The sequence below is a fragment of the Microbacterium sp. ACRRU genome (genome assembly GCF_022346945.1).
Lineage (GTDB): Bacteria > Actinomycetota > Actinomycetes > Actinomycetales > Microbacteriaceae > Microbacterium > Microbacterium mcarthurae.
Map to the genome: position 1 here is coordinate 227,724 of NZ_JAKRNI010000001.1, position 26,020 is coordinate 253,743.

Annotated in this window: 30 protein-coding genes, 1 tRNA gene and 1 other RNA gene; 21 read left to right on the plus strand and 11 right to left on the minus strand. The window is 68.1% G+C overall.

The features are described from left to right. Positions 1 to 6 precede the first annotated feature (6 nt). Genes ftsE through smpB form a run of 3 tightly spaced genes read left to right on the plus strand, consistent with a single transcriptional unit; the run spans position 7 to position 2,510 of the window. On the plus strand, positions 7 to 1,068 hold the full coding sequence (gene ftsE, locus MHY30_RS01060) for a cell division ATP-binding protein FtsE (RefSeq protein ID WP_239274340.1): 1,062 nt from the start codon (positions 7 to 9) through the stop codon (positions 1,066 to 1,068). After that, on the plus strand, positions 1,065 to 1,982 hold the full coding sequence (gene ftsX / locus MHY30_RS01065) for a permease-like cell division protein FtsX (RefSeq protein ID WP_239274354.1): 918 nt from the start codon (positions 1,065 to 1,067) through the stop codon (positions 1,980 to 1,982). Before ftsE ends, ftsX begins: the two co-directional genes overlap by 4 nt. 51 nt (positions 1,983 to 2,033) lie before the next feature. Beyond that, positions 2,034 to 2,510, plus strand: coding sequence for an SsrA-binding protein SmpB (gene smpB / locus MHY30_RS01070; protein WP_239274379.1), 477 nt, complete (start codon positions 2,034 to 2,036; stop codon positions 2,508 to 2,510). 3 nt (positions 2,511 to 2,513) lie between these two features. Here the strand turns inward: smpB and MHY30_RS01075 are convergent, their stop codons facing one another. After that, positions 2,514 to 3,161 carry an SIMPL domain-containing protein gene (locus MHY30_RS01075; RefSeq protein WP_239274390.1) on the minus strand — a complete coding sequence of 216 codons (648 nt, stop codon included), beginning with the start codon at positions 3,159 to 3,161 and terminating at the stop codon, positions 2,514 to 2,516. Between the two features lie 132 nt (positions 3,162 to 3,293). Here MHY30_RS01075 and ssrA point away from each other — a divergent pair. The 3 genes from ssrA to MHY30_RS01090 all read left to right on the plus strand — a co-directional run bounded on the left by ssrA (position 3,294) and on the right by MHY30_RS01090 (position 4,612). Next, positions 3,294 to 3,663: a transfer-messenger RNA gene (gene ssrA, locus MHY30_RS01080) on the plus strand. A gap of 146 nt (positions 3,664 to 3,809) precedes the next feature. Then, the gene (locus MHY30_RS01085; RefSeq protein ID WP_239274400.1) at positions 3,810 to 4,268 is read left to right on the plus strand and encodes a prevent-host-death protein; all 459 of its coding nucleotides are present in this window, start codon (positions 3,810 to 3,812) and stop codon (positions 4,266 to 4,268) included. Positions 4,269 to 4,270: 2 nt separating this feature from the next. Next, positions 4,271 to 4,612, plus strand: coding sequence for a hypothetical protein (locus MHY30_RS01090; protein ID WP_239274402.1), 342 nt, complete (start codon positions 4,271 to 4,273; stop codon positions 4,610 to 4,612). Between the two features lie 42 nt (positions 4,613 to 4,654). Here MHY30_RS01090 and MHY30_RS01095 read toward each other — a convergent pair whose 3' ends face one another. Further along, positions 4,655 to 5,194: a YaeQ family protein gene (locus MHY30_RS01095; RefSeq protein ID WP_239274411.1), complete on the minus strand. Its 540-nt coding sequence runs from the start codon at positions 5,192 to 5,194 to the stop codon at positions 4,655 to 4,657. Between the two features lie 60 nt (positions 5,195 to 5,254). Between MHY30_RS01095 and MHY30_RS01100 the strand changes: the two genes are divergently transcribed. Further along, positions 5,255 to 5,512: a hypothetical protein gene (locus MHY30_RS01100; protein WP_239274413.1), complete on the plus strand. Its 258-nt coding sequence runs from the start codon at positions 5,255 to 5,257 to the stop codon at positions 5,510 to 5,512. Here the strand turns inward: MHY30_RS01100 and MHY30_RS01105 are convergent. Next, positions 5,503 to 6,027 carry a hypothetical protein gene (locus MHY30_RS01105; protein ID WP_239274415.1) on the minus strand — a complete coding sequence of 175 codons (525 nt, stop codon included), beginning with the start codon at positions 6,025 to 6,027 and terminating at the stop codon, positions 5,503 to 5,505. The genes MHY30_RS01100 and MHY30_RS01105 overlap by 10 nt on opposite strands. Before the next feature lie 50 nt (positions 6,028 to 6,077). After that, positions 6,078 to 6,902 (minus strand): inositol monophosphatase family protein, encoded by an 825-nt coding sequence (locus tag MHY30_RS01110; RefSeq protein WP_239274417.1) that lies wholly within the window; start codon positions 6,900 to 6,902, stop codon positions 6,078 to 6,080. A 101-nt stretch (positions 6,903 to 7,003) separates the two neighbouring features. Here MHY30_RS01110 and MHY30_RS01115 point away from each other — a divergent pair. Continuing rightward, positions 7,004 to 7,079: transfer RNA gene (locus MHY30_RS01115), tRNA-Lys, on the plus strand. Positions 7,080 to 7,219: 140 nt separating this feature from the next. Here MHY30_RS01115 and MHY30_RS01120 read toward each other — a convergent pair. Next, entirely contained in the window at positions 7,220 to 7,525 is a 306-nt protein-coding gene (locus tag MHY30_RS01120) for a hypothetical protein (protein WP_239274419.1), read from the minus strand. A 148-nt stretch (positions 7,526 to 7,673) separates the two neighbouring features. Between MHY30_RS01120 and MHY30_RS01125 the strand changes: the two genes are divergently transcribed. Beyond that, on the plus strand, positions 7,674 to 7,973 hold the full coding sequence (locus tag MHY30_RS01125; RefSeq protein ID WP_239274421.1) for a hypothetical protein: 300 nt from the start codon (positions 7,674 to 7,676) through the stop codon (positions 7,971 to 7,973). Between the two features lie 432 nt (positions 7,974 to 8,405). On the opposite strand, the gene MHY30_RS01130 is transcribed toward MHY30_RS01125, so the two are convergent. Beyond that, a complete protein-coding gene (locus MHY30_RS01130) occupies positions 8,406 to 8,762 on the minus strand; it encodes a S1 family peptidase (RefSeq protein WP_239274423.1) in 357 nt (118 codons plus the stop codon). Between the two features lie 72 nt (positions 8,763 to 8,834). Next, entirely contained in the window at positions 8,835 to 9,704 is an 870-nt protein-coding gene (locus tag MHY30_RS01135; protein ID WP_239274432.1) for a S1 family peptidase, read from the minus strand. Positions 9,705 to 10,191: 487 nt separating this feature from the next. Between MHY30_RS01135 and MHY30_RS01140 the strand changes: the two genes are divergently transcribed. The 3 genes from MHY30_RS01140 (at position 10,192) to MHY30_RS01150 (ending at position 12,744) form a co-directional block, all read left to right on the plus strand. Further along, positions 10,192 to 11,253: a YihY/virulence factor BrkB family protein gene (locus MHY30_RS01140; RefSeq protein WP_239274442.1), complete on the plus strand. Its 1,062-nt coding sequence runs from the start codon at positions 10,192 to 10,194 to the stop codon at positions 11,251 to 11,253. 100 nt (positions 11,254 to 11,353) lie between these two features. Further along, a complete protein-coding gene (locus tag MHY30_RS01145) occupies positions 11,354 to 11,875 on the plus strand; it encodes an NUDIX domain-containing protein (RefSeq protein ID WP_239274444.1) in 522 nt (173 codons plus the stop codon). Beyond that, positions 11,872 to 12,744: an alpha/beta hydrolase gene (locus MHY30_RS01150; RefSeq protein WP_239274452.1), complete on the plus strand. Its 873-nt coding sequence runs from the start codon at positions 11,872 to 11,874 to the stop codon at positions 12,742 to 12,744. Before MHY30_RS01145 ends, MHY30_RS01150 begins: the two co-directional genes overlap by 4 nt. A 34-nt stretch (positions 12,745 to 12,778) precedes the next feature. Here the strand turns inward: MHY30_RS01150 and MHY30_RS01155 are convergent, their stop codons facing one another. From MHY30_RS01155 to MHY30_RS01165, 3 genes are read right to left on the minus strand one after another with little or no spacing between them, the layout of a single operon-like run. Next, positions 12,779 to 13,999 carry an MFS transporter gene (locus tag MHY30_RS01155; RefSeq protein ID WP_239274468.1) on the minus strand — a complete coding sequence of 407 codons (1,221 nt, stop codon included), beginning with the start codon at positions 13,997 to 13,999 and terminating at the stop codon, positions 12,779 to 12,781. Next, entirely contained in the window at positions 13,996 to 14,430 is a 435-nt protein-coding gene (locus tag MHY30_RS01160) for a MarR family winged helix-turn-helix transcriptional regulator (protein ID WP_239274479.1), read from the minus strand. The genes MHY30_RS01155 and MHY30_RS01160 overlap by 4 nt, the downstream gene beginning before the upstream one ends. A 39-nt stretch (positions 14,431 to 14,469) precedes the next feature. After that, positions 14,470 to 15,234, minus strand: a complete 765-nt coding sequence (locus tag MHY30_RS01165; protein ID WP_239274763.1) for an IclR family transcriptional regulator — start codon at positions 15,232 to 15,234, stop codon at positions 14,470 to 14,472. Positions 15,235 to 15,371: 137 nt separating this feature from the next. Here MHY30_RS01165 and MHY30_RS01170 point away from each other — a divergent pair, with 137 nt between their 5' ends. From MHY30_RS01170 to MHY30_RS01180, 3 genes are read left to right on the plus strand one after another with little or no spacing between them, the layout of a single operon-like run. After that, positions 15,372 to 16,145: a CoA transferase subunit A gene (locus MHY30_RS01170; protein ID WP_239274489.1), complete on the plus strand. Its 774-nt coding sequence runs from the start codon at positions 15,372 to 15,374 to the stop codon at positions 16,143 to 16,145. A 1-nt stretch (position 16,146) separates the two neighbouring features. After that, complete coding sequence (locus tag MHY30_RS01175) at positions 16,147 to 16,800, plus strand: 3-oxoacid CoA-transferase subunit B (RefSeq protein ID WP_239274506.1); 654 nt, start codon at positions 16,147 to 16,149, stop codon at positions 16,798 to 16,800. Continuing rightward, positions 16,797 to 17,984: an acetyl-CoA C-acetyltransferase gene (locus MHY30_RS01180; RefSeq protein ID WP_239274518.1), complete on the plus strand. Its 1,188-nt coding sequence runs from the start codon at positions 16,797 to 16,799 to the stop codon at positions 17,982 to 17,984. The genes MHY30_RS01175 and MHY30_RS01180 overlap by 4 nt, the downstream gene beginning before the upstream one ends. A gap of 42 nt (positions 17,985 to 18,026) precedes the next feature. On the opposite strand, the gene MHY30_RS01185 is transcribed toward MHY30_RS01180, so the two are convergent. Then, positions 18,027 to 18,281 carry a cytochrome c-type biogenesis protein CcmH gene (locus MHY30_RS01185; protein ID WP_239274529.1) on the minus strand — a complete coding sequence of 85 codons (255 nt, stop codon included), beginning with the start codon at positions 18,279 to 18,281 and terminating at the stop codon, positions 18,027 to 18,029. A 198-nt stretch (positions 18,282 to 18,479) separates the two neighbouring features. Here MHY30_RS01185 and otsA point away from each other — a divergent pair, with 198 nt between their 5' ends. The 6 genes from otsA (at position 18,480) to ilvC (ending at position 25,941) form a co-directional block, all read left to right on the plus strand. Further along, entirely contained in the window at positions 18,480 to 19,940 is a 1,461-nt protein-coding gene (otsA, locus tag MHY30_RS01190) for an alpha,alpha-trehalose-phosphate synthase (UDP-forming) (RefSeq protein WP_239274538.1), read from the plus strand. Next, positions 19,937 to 20,716: a trehalose-phosphatase gene (gene otsB / locus MHY30_RS01195; protein WP_239274547.1), complete on the plus strand. Its 780-nt coding sequence runs from the start codon at positions 19,937 to 19,939 to the stop codon at positions 20,714 to 20,716. Before otsA ends, otsB begins: the two co-directional genes overlap by 4 nt. 9 nt (positions 20,717 to 20,725) lie before the next feature. Beyond that, positions 20,726 to 22,444 (plus strand): dihydroxy-acid dehydratase, encoded by a 1,719-nt coding sequence (gene ilvD / locus MHY30_RS01200; protein WP_239274556.1) that lies wholly within the window; start codon positions 20,726 to 20,728, stop codon positions 22,442 to 22,444. Positions 22,445 to 22,488: 44 nt separating this feature from the next. Then, positions 22,489 to 24,294, plus strand: a complete 1,806-nt coding sequence (locus tag MHY30_RS01205; protein WP_239274566.1) for an acetolactate synthase large subunit — start codon at positions 22,489 to 22,491, stop codon at positions 24,292 to 24,294. 1 nt (position 24,295) lies between these two features. Further along, entirely contained in the window at positions 24,296 to 24,805 is a 510-nt protein-coding gene (gene ilvN, locus MHY30_RS01210) for an acetolactate synthase small subunit (RefSeq protein WP_108319077.1), read from the plus strand. Between the two features lie 110 nt (positions 24,806 to 24,915). Beyond that, complete coding sequence (gene ilvC / locus MHY30_RS01215) at positions 24,916 to 25,941, plus strand: ketol-acid reductoisomerase (protein WP_239274577.1); 1,026 nt, start codon at positions 24,916 to 24,918, stop codon at positions 25,939 to 25,941. The last annotated feature ends 79 nt before the right edge of the window (positions 25,942 to 26,020 follow it).

Sequence of the window (26,020 nt, forward strand, 5' to 3'; positions counted from 1 at the left end):
CGAGCCATGATCCGGTTCGAGAACGTCACCAAGCGGTATCGCGGCACCACGAGACCGGCGTTGAACGCCGTCGACTTCGAGGTGCAGCGCGGAGAGTTCGTCTTCCTCGTCGGAGCCTCGGGCTCGGGGAAGTCGTCGTGCCTGCAGCTCATCCTGCGAGCAGAGACCCCGAGCGAGGGGAGGGTCGTCGTTCTCGGGCGTGACCTGCGCACCCTCTCCAACCGGAAGGTGCCGTACTTCCGCCGTCACATCGGGTCGGTGTTCCAGGACTTCCGTCTGCTCCCGAACAAGACCGTGCACCAGAACGTCGCCTTCACGCTCCAGGTCACGGGTGCTTCGCGCGGCTTCATCCAGCAGGCGGTGCCCGAGGTGCTGGCGCTGGTGGGTCTCGACGGCAAAGAGAAGCGTCTTCCGCACGAACTTTCCGGTGGTGAGCAGCAGCGTGTCGCGATCGCGCGCGCCCTGGTGAACCGTCCGCAGGTTCTCCTCGCCGACGAACCCACGGGAAACCTCGACCCCGGCACGTCCGTCGACATCATGCAGCTGTTGGCGCGCATCAACGCCGGAGGCACCACCGTCGTGATGGCGACCCACGAGGCCGGCTTCGTCGATCAGATGCAGCGTCGCGTGATCGAGTTGCGCAACGGCGAGATGGTCCGCGACGAACGACGCGGTGGGTACGGCGACACGTCGGGCATTCCCCGACTCGCCCCCGAGGTCGAGCGGGGCGCCGCCGCGGTGGCCGCTCTCACCGCGGTCCTCGAGGTTCAGCGCGAGGTCGCGCACGTCACCGGGGCCGTCGAGCCCCTCGATCTCTCCGCGGCCGCCCGGAACGACGCGGCACGAGCCGAGGCGGCACGCCCGGATGCCACGACCGGCCCGGCGGCTGAGGCCTCGGCGGCGGAGACCTCGGCGTCGGCCGACGCGACGCCGCCTCCGCGTGAACCCAGTACGAACACGCGATCGGTGCCCGTGACCACACCGGACGTCGATGCGCTCGGCCTCGCCGATCGACTCGGTCTCGCCGACAAGAACGACCGCGACAACGAAGTGGGGCCCACGACATGAGACTCGGGCTCATCCTCTCCGAGGCCTTCACCGGGCTTCGTCGTAACGCGTCGATGGTCATCTCGGTCATCCTCGTGACGTTCGTGTCGCTCACTTTCGTGGGTGCCGCGATGCTCATGCAGATGCAGATCGGCAAGATGCAGTCGTACTGGGCCGACCGTGCCCAGGTCGCAGTGTTCATGTGCGCGACGGTGTCGGACGCGCCGTCGTGCACGGCCGGTCAAGCGGCGACCCAGGAGCAGATCGATCAGGTCACCGCGACCCTCGACGGTCCCGCCCTCGCGCCACTGATCCGCAACTACACGTTCTCGACGAGCGATGAGGTCTTCGAGGATGCCAAGGCGCAACTCCCCGAGGACATCGCCGGCGTTGTCACCGCCGACCAGTTCAACGCCACCTTCAGCATCAACCTCGTCGACCAGGGCCAGTCGGATGTCATCTCGGAGGCGTTCAGCAACCAGACCGGCGTCGAAGAGGTCACCGACCAGATGCAGTATCTGGAGCCGCTGTTCCAGACCCTGACGGTCGCGACCTACGTCGCCGTCGGGATCGCCGGGCTCATGCTCGTCGCCGCGGTTCTGCTGATCGCGACGACGATCCGGCTGTCGGCGTTCGCGAGACGCCGAGAGCTGGGCATCATGCGGCTGGTGGGGGCGTCGAACCGGTTCATCCAGACGCCGTTCGTCCTCGAGGGTGTCCTCGCGGCGCTGATCGGGTCGGCGCTCGCGAGCGTGGCGGTGTGGGCGATCGTCGGGGTCGGCGTGAACCAGTACCTCCGTGATCGCATCGGCTTCATCACTTCGTGGGTCGGCTTCGCCGACGTCGCGATCGTGGTGCCCGTGATCATCGTGATAGGTGTACTGCTGGCGGCTCTCAGCGCGAGCTTCGCGATCCGACGCTGGCTGCGCGCCTGAGTCTGTAGACTGAGGGGCTCTGTGTGCCCGGAATCATGAGGAGGTGGCACCATGCCTCGTGAGCAGGGTGAGAAGCTCATCGCGTCGAACAAGAAGGCGCGCCACGACTACGCCATCGAGAAGACGTATGAAGCCGGGCTCGTGCTGACCGGCACCGAGGTCAAGTCGCTGCGGCAGGGCCGTGCGAACCTCACGGACGGTTACGCCTACATCGATGGCGGTCAGGCCTACCTGGACGCCGTCCACATCCCCGAGTATTCGCAGGGGCACTGGACCAATCACTCGGCCAAGCGCACCCGCAAGCTGCTGCTGCACAAGGAAGAGATCATCAAGCTCTCGCACGCCGTCGCCGCGGGCGGGTACACCCTCGTGCCGCTGCGCCTGTACTTCCTCGACGGCCGGGCGAAGGTCGAGATCGCGGTGGCCAAAGGCAAGCGCGAGTTCGAGAAGCGTCAGACAATTCGTGAGCGCGAAGACAAGCGTGAGGCGGAGCGCGCCATGCGCACGCGCAACCGCCTGGGGGAGTGACGCTCACTCGGCCCGGAAGCGCCCTTCGACGGTTGCGCTGACGACGATCTCGGGCGCCTGGAGACTGAACGACGGGCCCGCCTCGGCTCTCGCGGCCATCATCCGGGGCATCGCGGCATCCGGATGCCGATCGAGCAGTCCGGCGTCCGCGATCTCGACGGCGGTGATGGATGCCAAGCCCAGGGCTTCCGCGTACGCGGCCGCGCGCTCCACGGCGACCTGTACGGCGGAGGCAGCGACCTTCCGCTCGACCCGAACGCGGGTCTCGTGCGCGAGACGCCATTCGACCGCGGTCACCTGCACGTCGTCGGACTCGGCGACATCACCCAGCCACCAAGACAGCGCCCCAGCATCGGTGAAAGTCGCCGACAGTTCCACGCTCGCATGATGCACCAACGGCAGCTGCGCTCCGTCGTTGTTCCAGGGGCGGTCCGACCACACGGACACTCGTGCACTCGACCACTCCGACACCTCGCCGGACCGAAGGTGCGCCACCAGACCGTCCTGGACGGATGCCGCCCGCTCCTGGGCTCGTTCGACCACCGGACCGCGCGTCGAGCCGTCGGTGGACACGGTGACGCGCACCGCCGCTTCCTCGGCCCGTACGCGCGTCTCGCTCTCGCCCCGCACCGTGATGATGACCTCGCTCATGCGGCGAGCCTAGGCGAGAGGGTGGGAATGCGGAGGGGAGGGCGGCGTTGTAGACTGTGATGCTCGGGTGCTTCGGTGCCCGGGACTGGCAATTCAACAGTGTGACGATGGTCGCTCCTTCACGGAGTTCCCGGGGCTGATCGGTTTCGACAGCGCCTGCGAACCCGCGAGAAGCGGGCCGAGGATGTGGGGTTATCTCGTAAACGCTCCCTGCAAAACAATAAGTGCCGATGCTAAGCGCACTGACTTCGCCCTCGCTGCCTAAGCGAGCCCGATAGTCCGTCAGGCCGTGTGTGACCCCGCCACGGATCCTGGCGTCATTTAGGGGTCTTGCTGTGTGACGGCGTCCGGACGTCACGCGGGACTTTTCCCGGACTGGGCCTGTCGACTTAGGTGTCTGTGACAAAGGTCGGGGCCGAGCAGAACGTCTGCACAGACTGCGCCCGGAGAAAACGCGGAGACCCAGCGTTGGACGGGGGTTCGATTCCCCCCAGCTCCACGAACCATCGTCGTACGAAATGGCCCGAGACCCGCATACTCTGCAGATCTCGGGCCATTGTTGTTTTTCGTCGAGGCACCGACTTCGCACGTGGCTCGACGCGGCAGGGAATCTCGACTTCCGAATACGTTCCGAACTAGACTGGCCGCATGAGCACGATCAGCGACTTCGGCATGACAGTCCGCCGGTCTTCAGACCTCAGCAAGCACGCCGCGGAGGTTTTCGCGGAAGCCGACGATCACCCGGTTCAGGTGACTCGACGCGACGGGGAGCCTCTGGTGCTGATGTCCCAACGTGAGGCGGACGCTCGTGCGCAGCTGCTTCAGTTGGCTGCTCAGCTCATCACCCTGTCGCTGGACGACGACGAGTCGCTGGAGGTCGGCATGACGAAGCTCTTCCCGTGGATGCTCGCGCTGTCGCCGGCAGACCAGGCAGAGTGCGCGAAGAACGTCGTAGATGCCGCCCGTGCATCGTTCTCCACCGGACAGGCTCACCTGGCCGTGGCGGAGCTGACGTCCTGGCGGGAGACGGCGACAGCACTCGCCGCCGGTCTGAGCTCGGAGCCGGTCGATTGGCTGGACGAGATCGAGTCCGTCGAGCGACCCTGACCGTGGCGAAGGGCGAGCAGGTCTCCCGGCCGACGAAGAAGAACGAGTACTCGATCCTTTTCGCGTCGACCGGCGCGAAGAAGGGGTGGCGTGATCTCGTGGCGACCATCCGAAATCCGATGGCGGACGCCTGGGACTTTCTGACTCGGACGCCGACGGAACGAACACCCACGAACTATCCGCTCCGGGGCGAACTGGGCTCAGTCCAACGCGACGGTGCGCGCTATGAACGGTGGCAGCACAAGCCAACGTTGAAGGGGGACGCGAGGATCTGGTTCTGGGTGGACGGGCGCACCGTGTTCATCGAACAGGTGCATACGCACCACCCCAACGACACGAAGTAGACCGCCCCCTTTGTCCGCGCTTGCCGAGAGGCGTGATGTCGTTCACGCCGCGGTGCGGGTGTGGACGTCGCTCTCGCCCGAGGCGCCGTTGAGCTCGAGGTAGACGCGTCCTTCGGTGCGCGTGAGGGTGGCGGTGTTGCGGCGTTCGATCGCGTCCGCCATCGTCTCCACGAACCCGGGGTCGAAGGAGTGCAGAAGCACCTCGTCGGCCCGGTGAATACGCTTCCCGGCCCAGGGCGCGGCCACCTTCTCTGGGTCGCGGTGCGTGTACACGGCGACCCGCTCGGCCTTCATGCTGCCGGTGTGCAGGCGGGCGGCATCCGGGGCTCCCACCTCGATCCACGCGGTCAGTGAGCCCGTCAGGTCGCGCACCAGGACGGCCGGTTCGTCCGTGGCGGAGACGCCCTCGCTGAAGGCGATGCCCTCCTCGTATTCGAGGCAGTACGCGAGTACGCGCGTGAGCATGTAGGGCGCGGTCTCGGAGGGATGCCGCGCCACCCGCACCGCGAGTTCGTCGTAGACGCCGCGATCGACGTCGGAGAGCTGCACCGTGAAGGTGTGAATGGTTGCGCCGATAGCCACGACGACCGAGCCTACGTCACCGGGTTGCCCGCACCTCACGGCGCCGCTTAGCGTCGGAGCATGCCCGATCCCCGCCGCCTGCGCATCGACGTCGGTCCGTTCCAGCTCGACCCGGATGCCGAGGCCCCCACGTGGACGGCGACGGGGTCGCGCGCAGCGGGCGGCACCGTGACGGGCGGATGGAGCGACTGGGTCGCCTTCGCACAGCGGGTGCTGCAAGCCGACGCGTTGTGGCGGGAGCGGGAGGCTCGCGGCGACGCGTGGGATCAGGGGCACGCCGCCTCCGGCGCCCCGGACGCGGTCAATCCCTACCGCTGAGCCGGCGGCCACTCCACCAGCACGAGACTCTGTTTGGTGTCGGCGATCTTCACCCAGTCGTCGCCGAAAAGATAGGTGATGCCGTAACCGTCGGCATCCTTCCCGATCGCCCAATCCGGGTTCTCGGTGACGTAGATCAGGCCGTCGGAGCCGTCTTCGCGCTTCCAGCCGGACGCGACGAGCTCGTCCACCGCGTCCTGCACGGCATCCGCTTCGATCGGTGCCCACCCGAACATCTGGATGCGGTCGGAGGTCACGGAGCTGTCACCCCACTTGCACTGGATGCCGCCCGACAGCTCGGTCGCCCCGACGCGGAAGGCTTCGGTCTGCACCGTCCACCCGAGGCTGCGGAAGTCGGCGGCGGTGGTGCTCGGGATGATCGTCTCGCACGTCGGCTCGCCGGCGTCGGCGCCGGGTGTCTCGGTCGGTGTCGCCTCGGGCGGCGCCGTCGGGGTGACGGCCGGGGGAGCCGACGGTGCGGCGTCGGGTGCCGTGGGCGTGGTACACGCCGTCAAGAGAACCGCGGCGAGTATCGCGGTACCCGCGGCGGAGAGCGACCGCCGAATCACGGGGCGTCTCCCTCGTGCAGGAAGGCGTGGAACGCATCGTGCAGCACGCCGTTCGACGCGAGCGAGGAGCCCGCGTCGAGCCGGTCGGAACCGTCGAACGCGCTGAACCGGCCGCCGGCCTCGCGCACGATCGGCGCGATCGCGGCGATGTCGTACTCCTTCACACCGAATTCGGCGACGAGCTCGAGACGACCTTCCGCGAGCCACATGTAGGGGAGGGCGTCGCCGTAGGCGCGATCGCGCCACACCGCGCGGGCGAGGCGTTCGAGCGTCGGCACGAGGTCGACGTCGTCCCACTGTTCGATGCTCTGGAAGCTGATGCTCGCGTGCGCGATGTCGTCCACGCCCGAGACGTGGATGCGTCGCGCTTCGCCGTCGCGACCGTTCGTCCAGGCGCCGTGGCCGGTGGCGGCCCACCAGCGTCGTCCGATCGCCGGCTGGCTCACGACACCCACGGTCGGGACCCCGTCCACGGTGAGCGCGATGAGCGTCGCCCACACGGGGATGCCGCGCATGTAGTTGTGGGTGCCGTCGATCGGGTCGATGACCCATCGGCGCGCGGTGTCGCCCGTCGTGCCGTACTCCTCGCCGAGGACGGCGTCACCCGGTCGCTCGGCATCCAGGATGGCGCGGATCGCCCGCTCGGTGGCCAGATCGGCCTCGGTGACGTGGGTGCGATCGGGCTTGGTGTCGATCTGCAGGTCGACGGCGTCGAACCGCGCCATGGCGACCGCATCGGCCGCGTCGGCCAGGCGCAACGCCAGCTCGAGGTCGTCGCTCACCGACACCGCGGACGAGGGGATCGCATCGAGGGAAGCCACCGCTCCAGAATAGACGGCACCCCCACCCCGATTTGGCGTGCTCTCGTCACGCCTGGTAACGTAATCCCTCGGTTCGGAACGCGATTCTGAGCCGAAGGAACGCACCTCTAGCTCAATCGGCAGAGCAACTGACTCTTAATCAGTGGGTTCTGGGTTCGAGTCCCAGGGGGTGCACCACAAGGAAGGCCCGGAAACACTGAGCAAAATCAGTGACCGGGCCTTCCGCCGTTTCCGGCTCGGATCGGGCAACATCGCGAAAACAGCGCGTCCCGTTTCAGCCGACCGCGCGGAGCGGCCTGAGCGAACCGGCCTCCGCCTCAACCGCCGCCATGATGTCGTCCAAAACGTCCACGTTCGGCTTGGCTTCGAGCAGGTGGCCGTAAACATCTGCTGATGCGGTCGCGAGCGGCAGCGCGCTCGTCGTCGGCCTGGAAGCGGATGGCGAACTCGTCGGCCAGGTCTTCCAGCGCATCCTCGACCTCGCCGAGCTTGGCGACGGCGGTTTCGGCGAGGCGTCCCAGGACGCGCTCATAGGCAGGATTGCCAGAGGCTCCTGCGAGCTTGGGCAGGGCGGCGAGCTTCTGCTCTCGCGTGGCGTCTGCCGGGAGTGGCGTGCGGGGCATTGTGATGTCTCCTTCTTTGTCCATGCTGAGCCGCGCTATCGAGCGGCAGAGTGGCCAGCGAGCGAGAATCGTTCTCAAGAAGGAGAGCGCAACGAACACGACCGTGCCTCATGTAAACGACCCAACAACAGTGTGGATATTCGAAGCGATGTTCATCTACGAAACCCTCAGCCGAGAGACAAACCGCATCCCGAAAGGTGCAGCCGTCGGTCTCCCGGAGTACCCGACCGCCCTCGGCATCCTCGGCGGCATCCCGATCCTCGCGAGAGAGGTCGTCGTCCTGGCGGACGGCTCGTCGTGGCTGTACGCCGACGATGTTCCGGGCGGCTCCGTCCTGACGCCTGGTTCTCTCGGCATCTGCCACAAGTGCGGCGCAGGGTGCGCTCAGTTGGCTCCAGTCGTGCCCGAAGAAGGGACTCTTGCCGCAGCTCTGCTGCAAGCCCGGTGATCGGCGTATGGGTGTCCTAATTGCGTCGCGGTCCGACGATCCAGAAAGGTCCCGCGGAGCAGCCCGCTGGAATCTCTGCTTCTAGCTCGCTCGGATCGCCAATCTCGTTGCCGGCGAACGTGATGGTGTCGCCCACTCGATACTGATCCTCGCCGAACGTGAGAGTCTCCCCGTCCCAAGTAACCTGATCGGAAGGGAAAATTGGGACCCTTGAGTTGTCCAGGCGCACACATCCATCTATCTCCACGAGAACCCCGCGAGCTTCCCCAGCGTCGCTGCCCCAATTCGGCGGAACCTCGTAAGTGGCGATCGCACCCTCACTTGCCCGGCTTTCGTCAGGCGTCTCGGAAGGCGTAGGGTCGCTCGCGAGTGAGCACGATGTGAGCAGAGTGGCGAGTACCACCAACAATGCAGCGGTGAGGAGCTTTCTCATCACTGACATCCGGGCGGGTCGATGCACAGGTCAACCTGAAGCTGGTTGAGAACTGGATTGATCGGGGTGTAGAAGTCGTCGAAGGCTCCGTAACCCTTGAAGATCCCGTACGCGGTGTTTCCTAGGTAAACCGGTCCACCACTGTCCCCCGGCTGGACCGTCGACCCGTTTATCCTTACGAGGCCATAGGAAGTCTTCTCACTACTTGTATGTGATTGGTTGAGGCCGATCACCCTCGCTGATTGTCGTCCGCCATTTCGGCCGTAGACGTAGACGGTCGAGTTGATGCTTACGTCACTGCGGGCCTTCTGCGCGCGGCCGAGGCCATGATCGTAATGGAACCAGGCATCCATCATGATGGGGCTTCGCATCCACTGCATATCGCCGTATGTCTCGATATGCTGAGCACGGAAGTTGAAGTCGAAGTTTTAGTTCGGCGAGATTTGGCGCAAGTTTTTTGAGCAGTGGCCCGCAGTCACCACTCCGATGTCAGGACCCACCCTCGCGCTAACGACAAACCCGGACGTGCAGCTCAGGCCGGAGTCGAGTGCATTTAGTGCGGTTCCTCCAGCCTGCCCCCAACTCGCGTCACCGATCGCGCCTGTATCGGCAATGTACGTTTCGATAGTGAAGCCGCCCAGTGTGTCGGTGCTGAAGGCGTCATCCAACGAAGCCTTCAACTGTCCGACATGCCGGTCTAGAGCTTCGCGCGCCACTGAGTCATCGTTCTCAGATGCAAACTCGACTTGGTAGACCTTGCGATCGGGAATTGGCCCCGAGGTGACCGCTACGCCTTCCCCAACGTAGGTCAACGCAGTGTTGTGGATCTCTCTGCTGATGGTGGCCATCTGCACCTCTGAGGCGCCGAAACCCTCAATCGCCTTGATCGGAACCGTACTGCCGTCAATGATTGCTGTGGCGTCAGGGGGTGTTGCGGCTGCGAACGCTACTTCGACGTACTTGTCGCGAATCCATGCCACCGCGAAGTCATCAGGGAACTGTTCGCGAAGAGCCTTTATGATTGGTCCAGCCTCTAGCTGCCATACAGCTGCCGCCTCCTCCTCATCGAGAAGGGCCAGGCTTTCTTCGTCAAACTCTTGGACCCACGGCGCCTCGTCGCCGCTCGCCGTTTCATCCGGCGCAACCGCGGCCTGAGCCGACGACGCGAACAGGATGGATGTAGACATCGCTGCACCGAACATCAAGACTGTCGTGCTGATCCGCATCAGACTTCCGCCCTCGGTAGTTGCTCGTATGAACAATTGCTCCGCTTGGGTCATCATCTCAGGGCGGCGCATGCCAGCACAATGAGGCTGATGTCCTCGCGATGCTCGGCCACGCGACGGAGCTTGTCCGCGACGAGCTGAGCTAGACGGCGCTACACCTGAGCCTTAAGCCGAGAACGCCCGGACTCCCTGGGGCTGGGAGGGTCCGGGTGTTCTCTCGTGGCAGATGGGCGCAGGCGGGCGAGCGGGTCGGGAGGCCGGATCAGCGCGAAAACAGCGCCGCCGCTCGTCCCGGACGGTCCCGGACATCCCCGGTCGTTGTCCCGCGATCCGCGTGTTTCGGGGCTTTCCGGGGAGGTCGGGGAGCGACGGGGACCCAGGCCCAAGCTCTCCTAATCAGTGGGTTCTGGGTTCGAGTCCCAGAGGGTGCACCGACGAAACGCCCCCCACTGGATTTCCGGTGGGGGGCGTTCTGCTTCCGTTGTGATGCTCGCAGCACAGCGACGCCGCACTTGGCAAGGGCGTTCTGACATCGCCGCCGCACCTCTCCACTGGGGCGATGAGTTCCGACACCACGCGTCGCGCCACCTCCAAACGCGACGCTCCCGCATCCGAGCACCCCGGCAAGCCGGATTCCCCCGATGACCTCGACAAGCGCTCGTGGAAGTATGTCCTGCGCAAGACGCTGCATGAATTCCGGTCCGATGGGTGTATCGACATCGCCGCGGCGTTGACGTATTTCGCGGTCCTGTCGATCTTCCCTGCGCTGATCGCGCTGTTCTCGCTGCTCGGGGTCTTCGGGCAGGGCCAGGCGGCCGCCGACGCCATCCTCGGGATCATCGAGCAGGCGGCACCCGGCGAGACCGCGAGCACCATCCGCGGGCCGATCGAGCAGATCGCCTCATCGCCCGGCGCGGGCGTGGCGCTGATCACCGGAGTCGTGCTCGCCGTGTGGTCGGCATCCGGGTACGTGGGCGCGTTCAGCCGCGCAATGAACCGCATTTACGAGATCGACGAAGGACGACCGTTCTGGAAGCTCAAGCCGGTTCAGCTTCTCGTCACCGTGATCGGCATCGTTCTCCTCTTCATCGCGGCGACCATTCTCGTGGTGTCGGGTCCGGTCACCGCGGCGGTGGGCGACGCGCTCGGTGTCGGAGATGTGGCGCAGACGCTGTGGTCGATCCTCAAGTGGCCGGTCCTCGCCCTCATCGTCGTGCTGATGGTGGCGATCCTGTACTACGCGACTCCGAATGCGAAGCAGCCGAAGTTCCGCTGGATCAGCGTGGGCGCCCTCATCGCGATCGTCGTGCTCGCCCTCGCCACCCTCGCCTTCGGTCTCTACGTCGGGAACTTCTCGAACTACGACCGCACCTACGGTTCCCTCGCGGGCATCGTGATCTTCCTGCTGTGGCTGTGGATCGCGAACCTCGCGCTCCTCTTCGGCGCTGAGTTCGACGCGGAGATGGAGCGCGCGCGTCAGCTCGAGGCCGGTATCGCCGCCGAGACCGACATCCAGCTGCCGCCCCGCGACGACCGCAACCTGAAGAAGGCGGATGCCAAGGAGGCAGAGGATGTCGCCGAGGGGCGCCGTATTCGGAAGGACCACGACTCGGCGAACTGAGCCGGGGTGAGCCACTCCGGCGGCGAGGTGCGAGGTGGTTGTGGCGGTTGCCGGGGTGTCGGCCCTCGCATCATCGCCGATCGAGCGACAGGATGGCGACATGGCCGACGACGAGATGTGGGACGTCACCGACGTCCAGGGCACGCCCACCGGAACGCTGCATCGCCGGGGTGACGGCCCCGTGCCAGCCGGGTCGTTCCACATCGTGGCATCCGTGTGTGTCGCGGCATCCACGGGTCGGGTCCTCGTGAGCCGAAGGGCGGAGGGGAAGGAGTACCCGCTCGCGTGGGAGTTCCCGGCGGGCAGCGCCCTGCGCGGGGAGTCCAGCCGTCGGGGTGCGATCCGCGAGCTCGACGAGGAGGTGGGCATCTCGGTCCTACCGGACGACCTCGTGCTCGTGGGGCGCGTCGTCGAGGAGCGCGCGCTGTTCGATCTGTGGTGCGCGCACGTCGAGGGCGAGCCCGAGGTGACGGTCGATCCCGACGAGGTGCTCGAGGCCGAGTGGGTCGACCTCGCCGAGGTGCGCCGCCGCTGGCAGGCGGGGCTCTTCGCAACGCCGTGGAACGCTCGATTCGCCCAGCTGTGGGAGACGCTCGACGACACCGTCCGGGGCGGTCGGTGACGGACCGGACGCACGCCGTCGCGGTTGCCGGCGGAACGCTGCACGTGGGGGAGTGGCATCCGGATGCCGACGGCGCACCGTGGCTGCTCGTGCACGGGGTCACGGCATCGCACCGCGCGTGGTCGTGGGTCGCGGAGGCGGCGCCGAACCTGCGGCTGATCGCCCCGGACCTGCGGGGCAGGGGGCGCAGCGCCGACATCGACGGCCCGCTCGGGATGGCCGCGCACGCGGATGACCTCGCCGCGGTCCTGGATGCCACGGGCGTCGAGCGCGCGGTGGTCGTCGGGCACTCGATGGGGGCGTTCGTGTCGGCGGTGCTCGCCGATCGGCACCCGGACCGCGTCGAGCGGGTCGTGCTCGTGGACGGAGGACTGCCGCTCGACCTTCCCCCGGGGATGCCGCCGCGCGATGCGGTGCGGCACGTCCTCGGGCCGACGGCCGCCCGGCTGGAGATGCGCTTCAGCGATCGAGGGCAGTACCGCGAGTTCTGGCGGGAGCACCCGGCGTTCGTCGGCCGGGAGGACCCTCTCCTCGATGACTACTTCGACTACGACCTCGTGGGAGAGGAGCCGGAGCTGCGTCCCGCGACGACGTTCGCCACGGTCGAGGCCGACTCGCTCGACCAGAACACCGGCGCCGACATCGCACGGGCCCTCGATCGGATGCCACGGCCCACGCTGCTGCTCGCCGCGGCGCGTGGACTGCGGGGCGAGGTTCCGCCGCTGTATCCCGACCTCGCCGGCCTGCGGAGTGCTTTCCCGCAGCTGACGGACGCGCGCCGGGTGCCCGACACCGACCACTACTCGATCGTGATGTCGCACCCCGGCGCACGCGCCGTCGTCGCCGCGACTCGGGGCCTCCTGCCATAGGAGCCCGATCTGAGCGCCCTCGGTCCGCTCCGGTTCAGGCCGCGTCTCCCACCAGAACGGCGGCGCCCTCGTCGGCGGCGGTCGGATGTGCCCGGTCGATGTGGGCGAGAGCCGCGCGACCGAACAGAACGCAGGTCGCTGAGATCACGACGGACACGGTCGCCATAACGTAGGGGACCCCGGCCCCGGCGGCGTGCCACAGGAACGCGGCGAGGGGCGGAGCGACGGCCCCACCGAGGAACCGGACCGCCGAGTAGGCCGACGACGCGACCGAGCGCGGCAGATCGGTCGCCTCCATGACCGCCTCGGTGAGGGCGGTGTTCACGACGCCCAGGACGAGACCGCCCACGACGATGCACGCGACGAGCGCGGCGGGCGACCCCACGACGAACGCAGCGACGAGCAGGTCGACCGCCAGAAGCGGCAGTGCCACGAGCAGGACGGTGGTCAGTCGCATCCGGCGCAGCAGGAGGGGAGCAACCCACACGCTCGTGACCGCCAGCGCCACGCCCCAGCCGAAGAACGTCAGACCGATCCCCATCGCGCCGAAGCCGAGGGGGAACGGAGAGAACGCCAAGAGCGTGAAGAAGCCGATGTTGTAGAACAAAGCGGTCGCGGCCAGGATCGCCAGCGCCGGGCGGCCCAGCGCGCGGAACGGCGCGCTGAAGGGAATCGGCGAGCGGGCGGGCGACGGGCCGCGGAGGAGCACGAGCACCGCGACGAAGGCAACCGCCATCAGCGCCACGACGCCGAAGAACGGGCCGCGCCAGCTCGCCTCGCCCAGGATGCCGCCCAGCAGCGGACTCACGGCGATGCCGAGACCCAGGGCGGCTTCGTACAGCACGATCGCGGCGGAGCTCCCGCCCGAGGCGGCCCCGACGATCGTGGCGAGGGCGGTCGAGATGAAGAGGGCGTTCCCGAGACCCCATCCCGCGCGGAACCCGATGACGGCGTCGACGCTCCCGCTGAGGGCGCACAGGAGCGCGAACACGACGATGAGTCCGAGCCCGATGAGCAGTGTCGCCTTCGCGCCGATGCGGCTCGAGATCCAACTGGTCACGAGCATCGCCAGACCCGTGACGACGAGATAGCTGGTGAACAGCAGCTCGGTCTCGACCGGGCTGGCCTGCAACGACTCCGCGATCGCGGGGAGGATGGGGTCGACCAAGCCGATCCCCATGAACGCCACGACACACGCGAACGCGACCGCCCACACCTGAGCGGGCTGCTTCCAGACGCTCGGAGCGGCGCTCATCGTGCCCCCTCCGGCTCGAGGCCCACGCGGGCCGCCAGGGCGTCGGCGCTCATGCGGACCGCGTCCCACTCGGCATCCGTCAGATCGGCGACGTGCGGGGTCAGGGCGGCGCTGAGCGCTTCCATCCAGCGGTCGAGCTCGCGCAGCCCCTCGTCGGTGGCCGACACGACGCTCACGCGCGAGTCGTCGGGATGGATGCCGCGGGCGAGCAGTCCCGCCGTCTCCATCTGGTGGACGAGCCGGGTCATGCCCGGCTGTGACACGCGGCTGAGCGTGGCGAGGTCGCCGATGCGCTGCGGGCCGTGGTCACGCAGGAGCGTCAAGGTGCGCCACTGTGCCGCGGGGGCGTCGTTCTTCGTCTCGAGGGCCGCGATGCGCGTCAGGGCGTGCACCGCGAGGATCAGTCTCTGCAGGTCGTCGTCGCGGGTCATTCCCAAAAGTATACCCGCGTTATATAGCGTGGGTATGCATCATCGTCCGGCGATGCGCGTGGAGAGCTGATGCGCGTGCGCCAGCAGGGTGCGACCGAGTTCGGCGAGGCGCTCGCCGCTGAACCGGAACTCCACGCCCGTGAGACTCAGCGCCCACTGAGGCTCACCGGTGCGGGTGAACACCGCGGCCCCCAGGCCCCAGCTGCCCTCGACGATGAGGCCCGGATTCACCGCGTAGCCGCGAGCCTTCGTATCGGCCACGCGGGTACGCAGACGCGCCGGAGCGTGCGCAGCGCCCCACTGTTCGGCGAGGTCGGCATGGCGGTCAAGGTACGCGTCGACCTCGTCCGGTGGCAGGAACGCCAGGATCGCCAGTCCCGCGGATGCCACGCCCAGGGGGAAGCGCACGCCCTCCGACAGCACGAATGAGCGGATGGGAAAGCTGCCGTCCTCGCGGACGAGGCACACCGTCTCGTCGCCGCGGCGTACGGAAAGAAATGCGCTCTCCTCGGTGCGGACGGCGAGAGACCGCACGATGTCCCGCGCGACCGTGGTGACGTCGAAGCGGGATGCCGCGACCGTGCCCATCAAGTACAGCTCGGGCCCCGGCAGCCACCGGCCCGTCGCCTCGTCGCGGTCGACCAGCCCCTCCTGCCGGAGCGCGGAGAGCAACCGGTGTGCCGTCGGGCGGGTCAGGTCGGCGCGTCGCGCGAGATCGACCACGGCGACGCCGTCGGTGCCGGCCGCCGTCACGAGGCGCAAGAGGTGAGCAGCCCGGGCGATGGCCTGCGTGCCCGGCACCATCGCGCGGGGGGAGGAAGCGGCGTTGTCCACGATGTGGACGCTACGCGGGCTGGCATCCACATCGCAAGAATCGACGCGACCCCCGCGACGCGACGAGTTCACGATGGGGTCACTGATCCCTGCACGAAGGAGTCCGCGTGATCGACAAGACCTGGCCGTCGGCGGCAGACGCCGTCGCCGACATCCCCGACGGAGCATCGCTCGCGGTGGGCGGCTTCGGCCTCTCGGGAAACCCCATCGCGCTCATCGAGGCCGTCCTGGCGCAGGGCACGGGTGACCTCTCGGTCGTGTCGAACAACTGCGGCGTCGACGACTGGGGGCTCGGCATCCTGCTGGGAGCCGGCCGCATCCGCAAGATGACCTCGTCGTACGTCGGCGAGAACAAGGAGTTCGAGCGCCAGTTCCTCTCGGGCGAGCTCGAGCTCGAACTCACCCCGCAAGGCACCCTCGCCGAGAAGCTGCGGGCCGGCGGGTCGGGCATCGCGGCGTTCTACACGCAGACCGGCGTGGGAACGCAAGTCGCCGAGGGCGGGCTTCCGCAGCGATACGACGGGGCCGGCGGCGTGGCCGTGGCATCCCCGGCCAAGGACGTGCGCGTGTTCGACGTGAACGGACAGCCGCGCGAGTTCGTGCTCGAGGAGGCCATCACCACGGACTTCTCGCTCGTGCACGCGTGGAAGGGCGACCGCCACGGCAACCTCGTCTTCCGCAAGGCCGCCCGCGCCTTCAACCCCCTCGCCGCGATGGCCGGCCGCGTGTGCATCGCGCAGGTCGAGCACCTCCTGGAGCCCGGCGAGATCGACCCCGACGACGTGCATCTGCCCGGCGTCTTCGTCCACCGCATCGTCGAGGTCGGTCCCGACATCCCCAAGCGCATCGAGAAGCGCACCGTCACCGAAGGAGCCCGCTGACATGGCCCTCACCCGCATCGAGATGGCCGCCCGCGCGGCGCGCGAACTCTCCGACGGCTCGTACGTGAACCTCGGCATCGGTCTCCCGACCCTCGTTCCCAACTACGTCCCGGAGGGCGTGACGGTCGTCCTGCAGTCCGAGAACGGCATCCTCGGGGTCGGTCCCTACCCGACGGAGGACGCGGTGGATGCCGACCTCATCAACGCCGGCAAAGAGACCGTGACCACGCTCCCGGGCGCGGCGTTCTTCGACTCGGCAACGAGCTTCGGCATGATCCGCGGCGGCAAGATCGACGCCGCGATCCTCGGCGCCATGCAGGTGTCCGCGACGGGTGACCTGGCGAACTGGATGATACCCGGCAAGATGGTCAAGGGCCCCGGTGGTGCGATGGACCTCGTGCACGGCGCCGCTCGTGTCATCGTCCTCATGGAGCACGTCGCGCGCGACGGCTCTCCGAAGATCGTCGACACGTGCTCGCTGCCGCTCACCGGCCGCGGCGTTGTCGACCGCATCATCACCGACCTCGCCGTGATCGACGTCACGGACGAGGGGCTCATCCTCGTCGAGGTCGCATCGGGCGTCACCGTCGACGAGGTCGTCGCCGCCACCCAACCCCCGCTCACCGTCCGCATCCCCGAGGAGCAGAACGCATGACCTCCGCCACCGACGTCGTCATCGTCGCCGCCGCCCGCACGCCCCAGGGGCGTCTCAAGGGACAGCTCGCGCCGCTCACCGCGGTGCAGCTCGGCGCGACCGCCATCTCCGGCGCCCTGGAGCGCGGAGGCATCCCCGCCGATGCCGTCGACGCCGTGCTGGTCGGGCAGGTCCTGCAGGCCGGGGCCGGACAGAACGCCGCGCGTCAGGCGGCGATCGCCGCCGGCATCGGCTGGGACGTCCACGCCGCGACGATCAACAAGGTGTGCCTGTCCGGGCTCACCGCGGTCATCGACGCGGCGCGCATGCTGCGACTCGGTGATGCCACGGTCATCGTGGCTGCGGGGATGGAATCGATGACCCGCGCGCCCCACCTGCTCATGAACTCCCGCGACGGGTATGCCTACGGCTCGGTCGAGGTGCTCGACCACATGGCGTACGACGGCCTCACCGACGCCTACGACCGCGAGAGTATGGGCGCGTCCACCGAACGGGCGAACGCCCGGTTCGAGGTGACCCGCGAGGCGCAGGACGCCGTGGCCGCGCGCTCGCACCAGCGCGCCGCAGCCGCACAGCAGAACGGCGTCTTCGACGCCGAGATCATTCCCGTCACGATTCCGCAGCGCAAGGGCGATCCCGTCGTCGTCACGGCCGACGAGGGGATCCGGCCGGACACGACGACCGAGACGCTGGCCAAGCTACGCCCCGCGTTCGTAGAGGGCGGTTCGATCACGGCCGGCAATGCGTCGCAGATCTCGGACGGAGCCTCCGCTGTCGTCGTCACTACGCGCACGATCGCCGAGGATCGGGGGTGGGACGTCCTGGCCGTCGTCGGAGCCGCGGGTCAGGTCGCCGGCCCCGACAACTCACTGCACGCGCAGCCCGCCCGCGCGATCGCCCAGGCGTTGGAGAAGCAGGGGATCGCGGCATCCGACCTCGATCTCGTCGAGATCAACGAGGCCTTCGGGGCGGTGGTCGCGCGGTCGCAAGCGGAGCTCGGGATCGCCGACGAGATCGTGAATCCGCATGGCGGCGGTATCGCGATCGGCCACCCGATCGGGGCGTCCGGCAATCGTCTCGTCGTGCACGCCGTTCACGAACTGGTGCGGCGGGGGCGCGGCGCAGCCGCGGTCGCCCTCTGCGGCGGGGGTGGCCAGGGCGACGCGCTGATCCTCACGCGATGAACGGATGCCGGGTCTGAGGGCCCGGCATCCGCGTCTCCGGCCTCAGCGCGACAGACGCTTCTTGAGGAGCTTCTCCTGACGCTTGGCGACGGGGGAGTCGCCGGCCACCTGACGTCCTCGGCGGGCACGGCGCGTGTCGACCACCGCGCCGACGGCGAGGGCGAGCGTGATGCCCCAGCTCAGCCAGGCCAGGGCGGTCCGCCACGTGAACGGCTCGTCATTGCGCAGGCCCCGCAGCAGCGTGACGCCGCCGGTGATGGCGCTGAGGAGTCCGGTTCCGAAGATGTACTGGCGCATTCCCCCAACCTAGCGACCCGCCGGATCGGCGTCCCGCCGCCTTGACATCCCGCTCCGCGCCCGCGAGGAACGCTGGCTGACGCGAAACACGCTATGGCGCAGCGTCTCCCGACAGAATGCGCGTTATCGCATTCCAGAGGTCCCGCGGAACGCGCTCACCCCACTGTTAGCCTGGGGTCAAGCTACCGAGGAGGACCTGTGCCACAGGCCGATTTCGTCGTCGTCGCCAATCGTCTGCCCGTGGACCGCACCCCGGACGGGGACGGGTGGCGCCGCTCTCCCGGCGGACTCGTCACCGCGCTGGAGCCGGTCATGCGCCGCGCCGAGGGGGCATGGGTGGGCTGGGCCGGCCAGCCCGACGTCGCGCTGGACCCGTTCGAGTTCGAGGGGACGCATCTCGTCCCGGTCGAGCTGTCCGCCGCCGACGTGCAGCACTACTACGAGGGCTTCTCCAACGACACGATCTGGCCGCTGTACCACGACGTCATCGCCGAGCCGACGTACAAGCGCGCGTGGTGGGACGCCTACGTTCGGGTGAACCGCCGCTTCGCGGAGGCCGCGGCCGAGGCGGCGGCCGACAACGCGATCGTATGGGTGCAGGACTATCAGCTGCAGCTCGTGCCCAAGATGCTGCGCGAGCGGCGCCCCGATCTCACGATCGGTTACTTCCACCACATCCCCTTCCCCGCCTACGGGCTGTACGCGCAGCTCCCGTGGCGCAAGCAGGTGCTGGAGGGGCTGCTGGGCGCCGACGTCATCGGATTTCAGCGCGTGGCCGATGCGGGCAACTTCGCTCGCGCCGTGCGCCGGCAGCTGCGCTACGAGACCAAGGCCAGCGGCATCTCCGTGCCGGACGGCCAGGGGGGAACGCGTGTCGCTCTCGCCAAGGCCTTCCCCATCTCCATCGACGCCGAGTCGTACATCGAACTCGCTCAGCGCCCCGACATCCAGCAACGCGCACGGGAGATCCGCGAGGGCCTCGGCAATCCCCGCAAGATCCTGCTCGGCGTCGACCGTCTCGACTACACCAAAGGCATCCGTCACCGTCTGAAGGCGTGGGGTGAGCTTCTCGAGGACGGTCGAGCGACGGTGGACGATGCCACGCTCGTCCAGGTCGCCAGCCCGAGTCGCGAGCGCGTCGACGCCTACGTGCAGCTGCGCGACGAGATCGAGATGACGGTCGGCCGCATCAACGGCGACTACGACACGACGACCCACACCGCCATCCGCTACCTGCACCAGTCGTATCCGCGCGAGGAGATGGTCGCGCTGTTCCTCGCCGCGGACGTGATGCTCGTCACCGCGCTGCGCGACGGCATGAACCTGGTGGCCAAGGAGTACGTGGCCAGCCGTATCGACAACCGCGGTGTGCTCGTGCTCAGCGAGTTCGCGGGTGCGGCCGATGAGATGGGCAGCGCGCTGCTGATCAATCCGCACGACATCGACGGGCTGAAGGACACCATCGTGCGCGCGATCGACATGCCCGCGGCCGAACAGGGCCGTCGCATGCGGGCCCTCCGCAAGCGCGTGCGGGATCACGACGTCGAGGACTGGTCGAGGGAGTTCCTCGACGCGCTGTCGGTCTTCCACGACCGCGCCTCCAGCGCGGCGGCCGCCGCCGAAGTGGACGCCGCCGACGACGAGGGGGTCGCGTCGTGACCGCGGCCGACGCCGCGATCGAGGCGGTATCGACGACCCCGGTGCTTCTGGTGGCGCTCGACTTCGACGGAACGCTGGCTCCGCTCGTCGACGACCCGATGACCGCGCGGATGATGCCGCGCGCCCGCGCCGCCGTCGACGCTCTCGCCGCGCTCCCGGACACGGTCGTCGCCCTGGTTTCGGGGCGTTCGCTCGGACACCTCCGCGAGATCGCCGAACACCTCGATGCCTCGCCCATGTGGCTCGCGGCCTCGCACGGGGTGCAGTACTGGGTACCCGGCGCGGGCGAACAGCCGGCGTCGGACGACGCCGCCGACCTCGCGCTGCGCGACCGCCTGCGCGAGGCGATCACGGCGTCGGTCGCGCACCTGGACGGGGTCTGGATCGAGCCCAAGGAGTTCGGCGTGGGGGTACATACGAGGGTGGCGGACGCCGAGACCGCCCGGGAGGCGCGAGAGGCCGCCGACCGGCTGGTGGCGGCGGAGGCGCCCGGGTGGCGCCGACGTACCGGACACGACATCCTCGAGTTCGCTTTCCGTCACGAGGGCAAGGACTCGGCGGTGGCACACCTCCGAGAACGGGTGGGGGCGACCGCGGTGCTTTTCGCGGGCGATGACGTCACGGATGAGGACGCCCTCCGCGCGTTGCGGACGGGGGATCTCGGCATCCATGTGGGGGACGCCGAGACGGCCGCGACCCTCAAGGTCGCGGACATCGACGCGCTGGTCGACGTTCTGGAGGCCGTCGCGCGTCAGCGTGTCGCTCGCGCGCAATAGACTGCGAGAATGCCCGCTCCGCAGAATCCGAACACCGGCGAGTTCGACATCAAGCCCCGCAGTCGCGTCGTCACCGACGGCATCGAAGCCACGACCTCCCGTGGCATGCTCCGCGCCGTCGGCATGGGCGACGAGGACTGGGACAAGCCCCAGATCGGCATCGCGTCGAGCTGGAACGAGATCACGCCCTGCAACCTCAGCCTCGACCGTCTCGCTCAGGGCGCCAAAGAGGGCGTTCACGCCGGTGGCGGATACCCGCTGCAGTTCGGCACCATCTCCGTCTCGGACGGCATCTCCATGGGTCACGAGGGCATGCACTTCTCGCTCGTCTCCCGCGAGGTCATCGCCGACTCGGTCGAGACCGTGATGATGGCCGAGCGCCTCGACGGATCGGTGATGCTCGCCGGCTGTGACAAGTCGATCCCCGGCATGCTCATGGCATCCGCTCGCCTGGATCTCTCCAGCGTCTTCCTGTACGCCGGGTCCATCGCACCCGGCTGGGTCAAGCTCAGCGACGGCACCGAGAAGGACGTCACGATCATCGACTCCTTCGAGGCCGTGGGAGCGTGCCTCGCCGGCAAGATGAGCGAGGCCGACCTCAAGCGCATCGAGTGCGCGATCGCGCCGGGCGAGGGCGCGTGCGGCGGCATGTACACCGCCAACACGATGGCCTCCGTCGCCGAGGCGCTCGGGCTGAGCCTCCCAGGCTCTGCGGCTCCGCCTTCGGCCGACCGCCGTCGCGACTACTTCGCCCACCGTTCGGGCGAGGCCGTGGTGAACCTGCTGCGCCAGGGGATCACCACGCGTGACATCCTGACGAAGGAGGCGTTCGAGAACGCCATCGCGCTGGCCATGGCCCTCGGGGGCTCGACCAACGTCGTGCTGCACCTTCTCGCCATCGCGCGTGAGGCCGAGGTCGAACTGACGCTCCACGACTTCAACCGCATCGGCGACAAGACGCCGCACGTCGCCGACATGAAGCCTTTCGGCAAGTACGTGATGAACGACGTCGACCGTCACGGCGGCATCCCCGTCGTCCTGAAGGCCATGCTCGATGAGGGCCTCCTGCACGGCGACGCGCTCACGGTGACCGGCAAGACGCTGGCCGAGAACCTCCGCGACCTCGAGCCCGACCCGGTCGACGGCGACGTCATCCACCGCTTCGACGACCCGATCCACGCCACCGGCGGAATCACGATCCTTCACGGCTCGCTCGCCCCCGAGGGCGCCGTCGTCAAGACCGCCGGCTTCGACGCGTCGGTGTTCGAGGGCCCGGCCCGCGTGTTCGAGCGTGAGCGCGCGGCCATGGACGCCCTCGAGGCGGGAGACATCAACGCGGGCGACGTCATCGTCATCCGTTACGAGGGCCCCAAGGGCGGCCCCGGCATGCGCGAGATGCTCGCCATCACCGCGGCCATCAAGGGCGCGGGGCTCGGAAAAGATGTACTACTGTTGACGGACGGTCGATTCTCAGGCGGCACAACCGGCCTCTGCATCGGCCACATAGCTCCCGAAGCGGTGGACGCAGGTCCTATCGCCTTCGTGCGCGATGGTGATCTGATACGGGTCGATATCGCCGCTCGCACTCTCGACTTGATCGTCGATGACGCCGAGCTGGGCTCTCGCCGCGACGGCTGGGAGCCGCTTCCCCCGCGCTATACCCGTGGCGTTCTGGCCAAGTACTCCAAGCTCGTGCACTCCGCCGCGGAGGGCGCGGTCACGGGCTGACGGCCGTCCCCTTCTCACCCCCCACCTGGTTCCGAGGTTCCACCATGTCCGCCGAATCCGCCACGGCCGTTCCCCGGCCCCCCGCTCGCACCGCCCCGGCGCCCGTGCTCTCGGGCGCTCAGGCGGTCGTCCGTTCGCTCGACCTGCTCGGCGTCACCGACGTGTTCGGTCTGCCGGGCGGCGCGATCATGCCCGTCTACGACCCGCTCATGGACGATGAGAACGTCCGGCACATCCTCGTCCGTCACGAGCAAGGCGCCGGCCACGCGGCCGAGGGCTATGCCGCCGCGTCGGGTCGCACCGGCGTCGCGATCGCGACGTCCGGCCCGGGGGCGACGAACCTCGTAACCGCGATCGCCGACGCCTACATGGACTCGGTGCCGTTGGTGTGCATCACCGGCCAGGTCTTCTCGACCCTCATGGGAACAGATGCCTTCCAGGAGGCCGACATCGTCGGCATCACGATGCCCATCACCAAGCACTCGTTCCTGGTGAAGACGGCGGAGGAGATCCCGGGCGCGATCGCGGCGGCGTTCGAGATCGCCTCGACCGGACGCCCCGGCCCGGTGCTCGTCGACATCACGAAGGACGCCCAGCAGGCGGAGGCCCCGTTCATCTGGCCGCCGAAGATCGACCTGCCCGGCTACCGGCCGGTGACCAAGGCCCACGGCAAGCAGATCCAGGCCGCGGCCCACCTCATCGCGAACGCGAAGAAGCCCGTGCTCTACGTCGGTGGCGGCGTGATCCGCGCGAAGGCGTCGGCCGAGCTCAAGACCTTCGCGGAAGCCACCGGCGCGCCGTTGGTGACCACGCTCATGGCGCGCGGGGCGTTCCCGGACTCGCACCACCAGCACCTCGGCATGCCGGGTATGCACGGCACCGTCCCCGCGGTACTCGCGCTGCAGGACAGCGACCTCATCGTGTCGCTCGGCGCGCGCTTCGACGACCGCGTCACCGGCAAGGCTTCGCTCTTCGCACCGAACGCCCAGGTGGTGCACGTCGACATCGATCCCGCCGAGATCTCCAAGATCCGCACGGCCGACGTCCCGATCGTCGGCGACCTCAAAGAGGTGCTCGTCGACCTGGATGCCGCGTTCCGCCAGGCCGCGTCCGAGACCGAGGTCGACTACTCCGAGTGGTGGTCCTTCCTGAACGGTCTGCGCGAGGAGTTCCCCCTGGGATACACCCCGACCAGTGACGGACTGCTGTCGCCCCAGCACGTGATCCAGCGCATCGGCGAGCTCACCGGACCCGAGGGCATCTATGCCGCGGGCGTGGGACAGCACCAGATGTGGGCCGCGCAGTTCATCAAGTACGAGCGCCCCAACGCGTGGCTCAATTCCGGCGGCGCCGGCACCATGGGGTACTCGGTGCCCGCGGCGATGGGGGCGAAGGTCGCCGAGCCCGACCGCGTGGTGTGGGCGATCGACGGCGACGGCTGCTTCCAGATGACCAACCAGGAGCTCGCGACCTGTGTCATCAACGACATCCCGATCAAGGTCGCGATCATCAACAACTCGTCGCTCGGCATGGTGCGACAGTGGCAGACGCTGTTCTTCGACGGCCGCCACTCGAACACGGACCTGAACACCGGGCACGGCACCCGTCGCATCCCGGACTTCGTCAAGCTCGCCGAGGCCTACGGGTGTCTCGCGATCCGGGTGGAGAAAGAAGACGAGATCGACGCCGCGATCCAGCTGGCGCTGGACACGGACGACCGCCCCGTCGTGATCGACTTCGTCGTGAGCGCCGACGCGATGGTGTGGCCGATGGTCCCGCAGGGCGTCAGCAACAGCTACGTCCAGTACGCCCGCGATCACTCGCCGGCCTTCGCCGAGCAGGAGGACTGACATGTCGAGGCACGTTCTCAGCCTCCTCGTGGAGGACAAGCCGGGTCTGCTGACCCGCGTCGCCGGCCTGTTCGCCCGCCGCGGCTTCAACATCGAATCGCTCGCCGTGGGTGTCACCGAGGTGCCGGGTCTCTCGCGCATCACGGTCGTGGTCGACGTCGAGGGTCTTCCGCTCGAACAGGTGACCAAGCAGCTGAACAAGCTCATCAACGTCATCAAGATCGTCGAGCTCGACCCGGCCAGTTCGGTTCAACGCGAACACGTGCTGGTGAAGGTCCGCGCCGACAACGCCAGCCGGTCCAACGTCCTCGAGGTCGTGAACCTGTTCCGCGCCTCGGTCGTGGACTACGCTCCGGACGCCGTGGTGATCGAGATCACCGGCGACAAGGGCAAGGTCGACGCCTTCCTCAAGGCCATCGAGCCGTTCGGCGTGAAGGAGCTGGCGCAGTCGGGTCTGCTCGCCGTCGGCCGCGGCGGCAAGAGCATCACCGAGCGCGTGTTGCGCGGTTGACGCCCGCCGTGCGGACGGGTGTCCAGGGCACGCCGCACGGTCCCCACGCCTCGAGCGTGTCTTGGACACTCCGTTTCCGAACCGACCACTCACAAGGAGAAAGCATCCCCATGGCAGAGATCTTCTACGACGACGACGCCGACCTCTCGATCATCCAGGGCAAGAAGGTCGCGATCGTCGGCTACGGCTCGCAGGGACACGCCCACGCGCAGAACCTCCGCGACTCCGGCGTCGAGGTCGCCATCGCGCTGAAGGACGGCTCGAAGTCGGCCGCGAAGGCGCAGGAGGACGGCTTCGAGGTCAAGAACGTCGCCGACGCGACCGAGTGGGCCGACCTCATCATGATCCTGGCGCCCGATCAGCACCAGCGTTCCATCTACGCCGACTCGATCAAGGACAAGCTGACCGAGGGTAAGACTCTCGCCTTCGCGCACGGCTTCAACATCCGCTTCGGCTACATCGACGCGCCCGAGGGCGTCGACGTCATCCTCGTCGCTCCGAAGGCCCCCGGCCACACGGTGCGTCGCGAGTACGTCGCGGGCCGTGGCATCCCCGACATCATCGCCGTCGAGCGTGACGCCTCGGGCTCGGCCTGGGACACCGCGCTGTCGTACGCCAAGGCCATCGGCGGCACCCGCGCCGGCGTCATCAAGACGACCTTCACCGAAGAGACCGAGACCGACCTGTTCGGTGAGCAGGCGGTTCTGTGCGGTGGCATGAGCCACCTCGTCCAGTACGGCTTCGAGACGCTGACCGAGGCCGGCTACCAGCCCGAGATCGCGTACTTCGAGGTGCTGCACGAGCTCAAGCTCATCGTCGACCTGATGTGGGAGGGCGGCATCGCCAAGCAGCGCTGGTCGATCTCCGACACCGCCGAGTACGGCGACTACGTCTCGGGCCCGCGCGTGATCTCGCCCGACGTCAAGGAGAACATGAAGGCCGTTCTCGCCGACATCCAGTCGGGTGCGTTCGCGCAGCGCTTCATCGCCGACCAGGACAACGGCGCCCCCGAGTTCCTCGCGCTCCGCGAGAAGGAGCAGGGTCACCCGATCGAGGCGACCGGCAAGGAACTGCGCGGCCTCTTCGCGTGGAAGCAGCAGGACAGCGACTACACCGAGGGCAGCGCCGCGCGCTGACCGTCGTCGACGGTGATCGTGTATCCCGTGTCGAACGCCCCGGAACCTGAGTGTTCCGGGGCGTTCCCCGTTTCGGCGG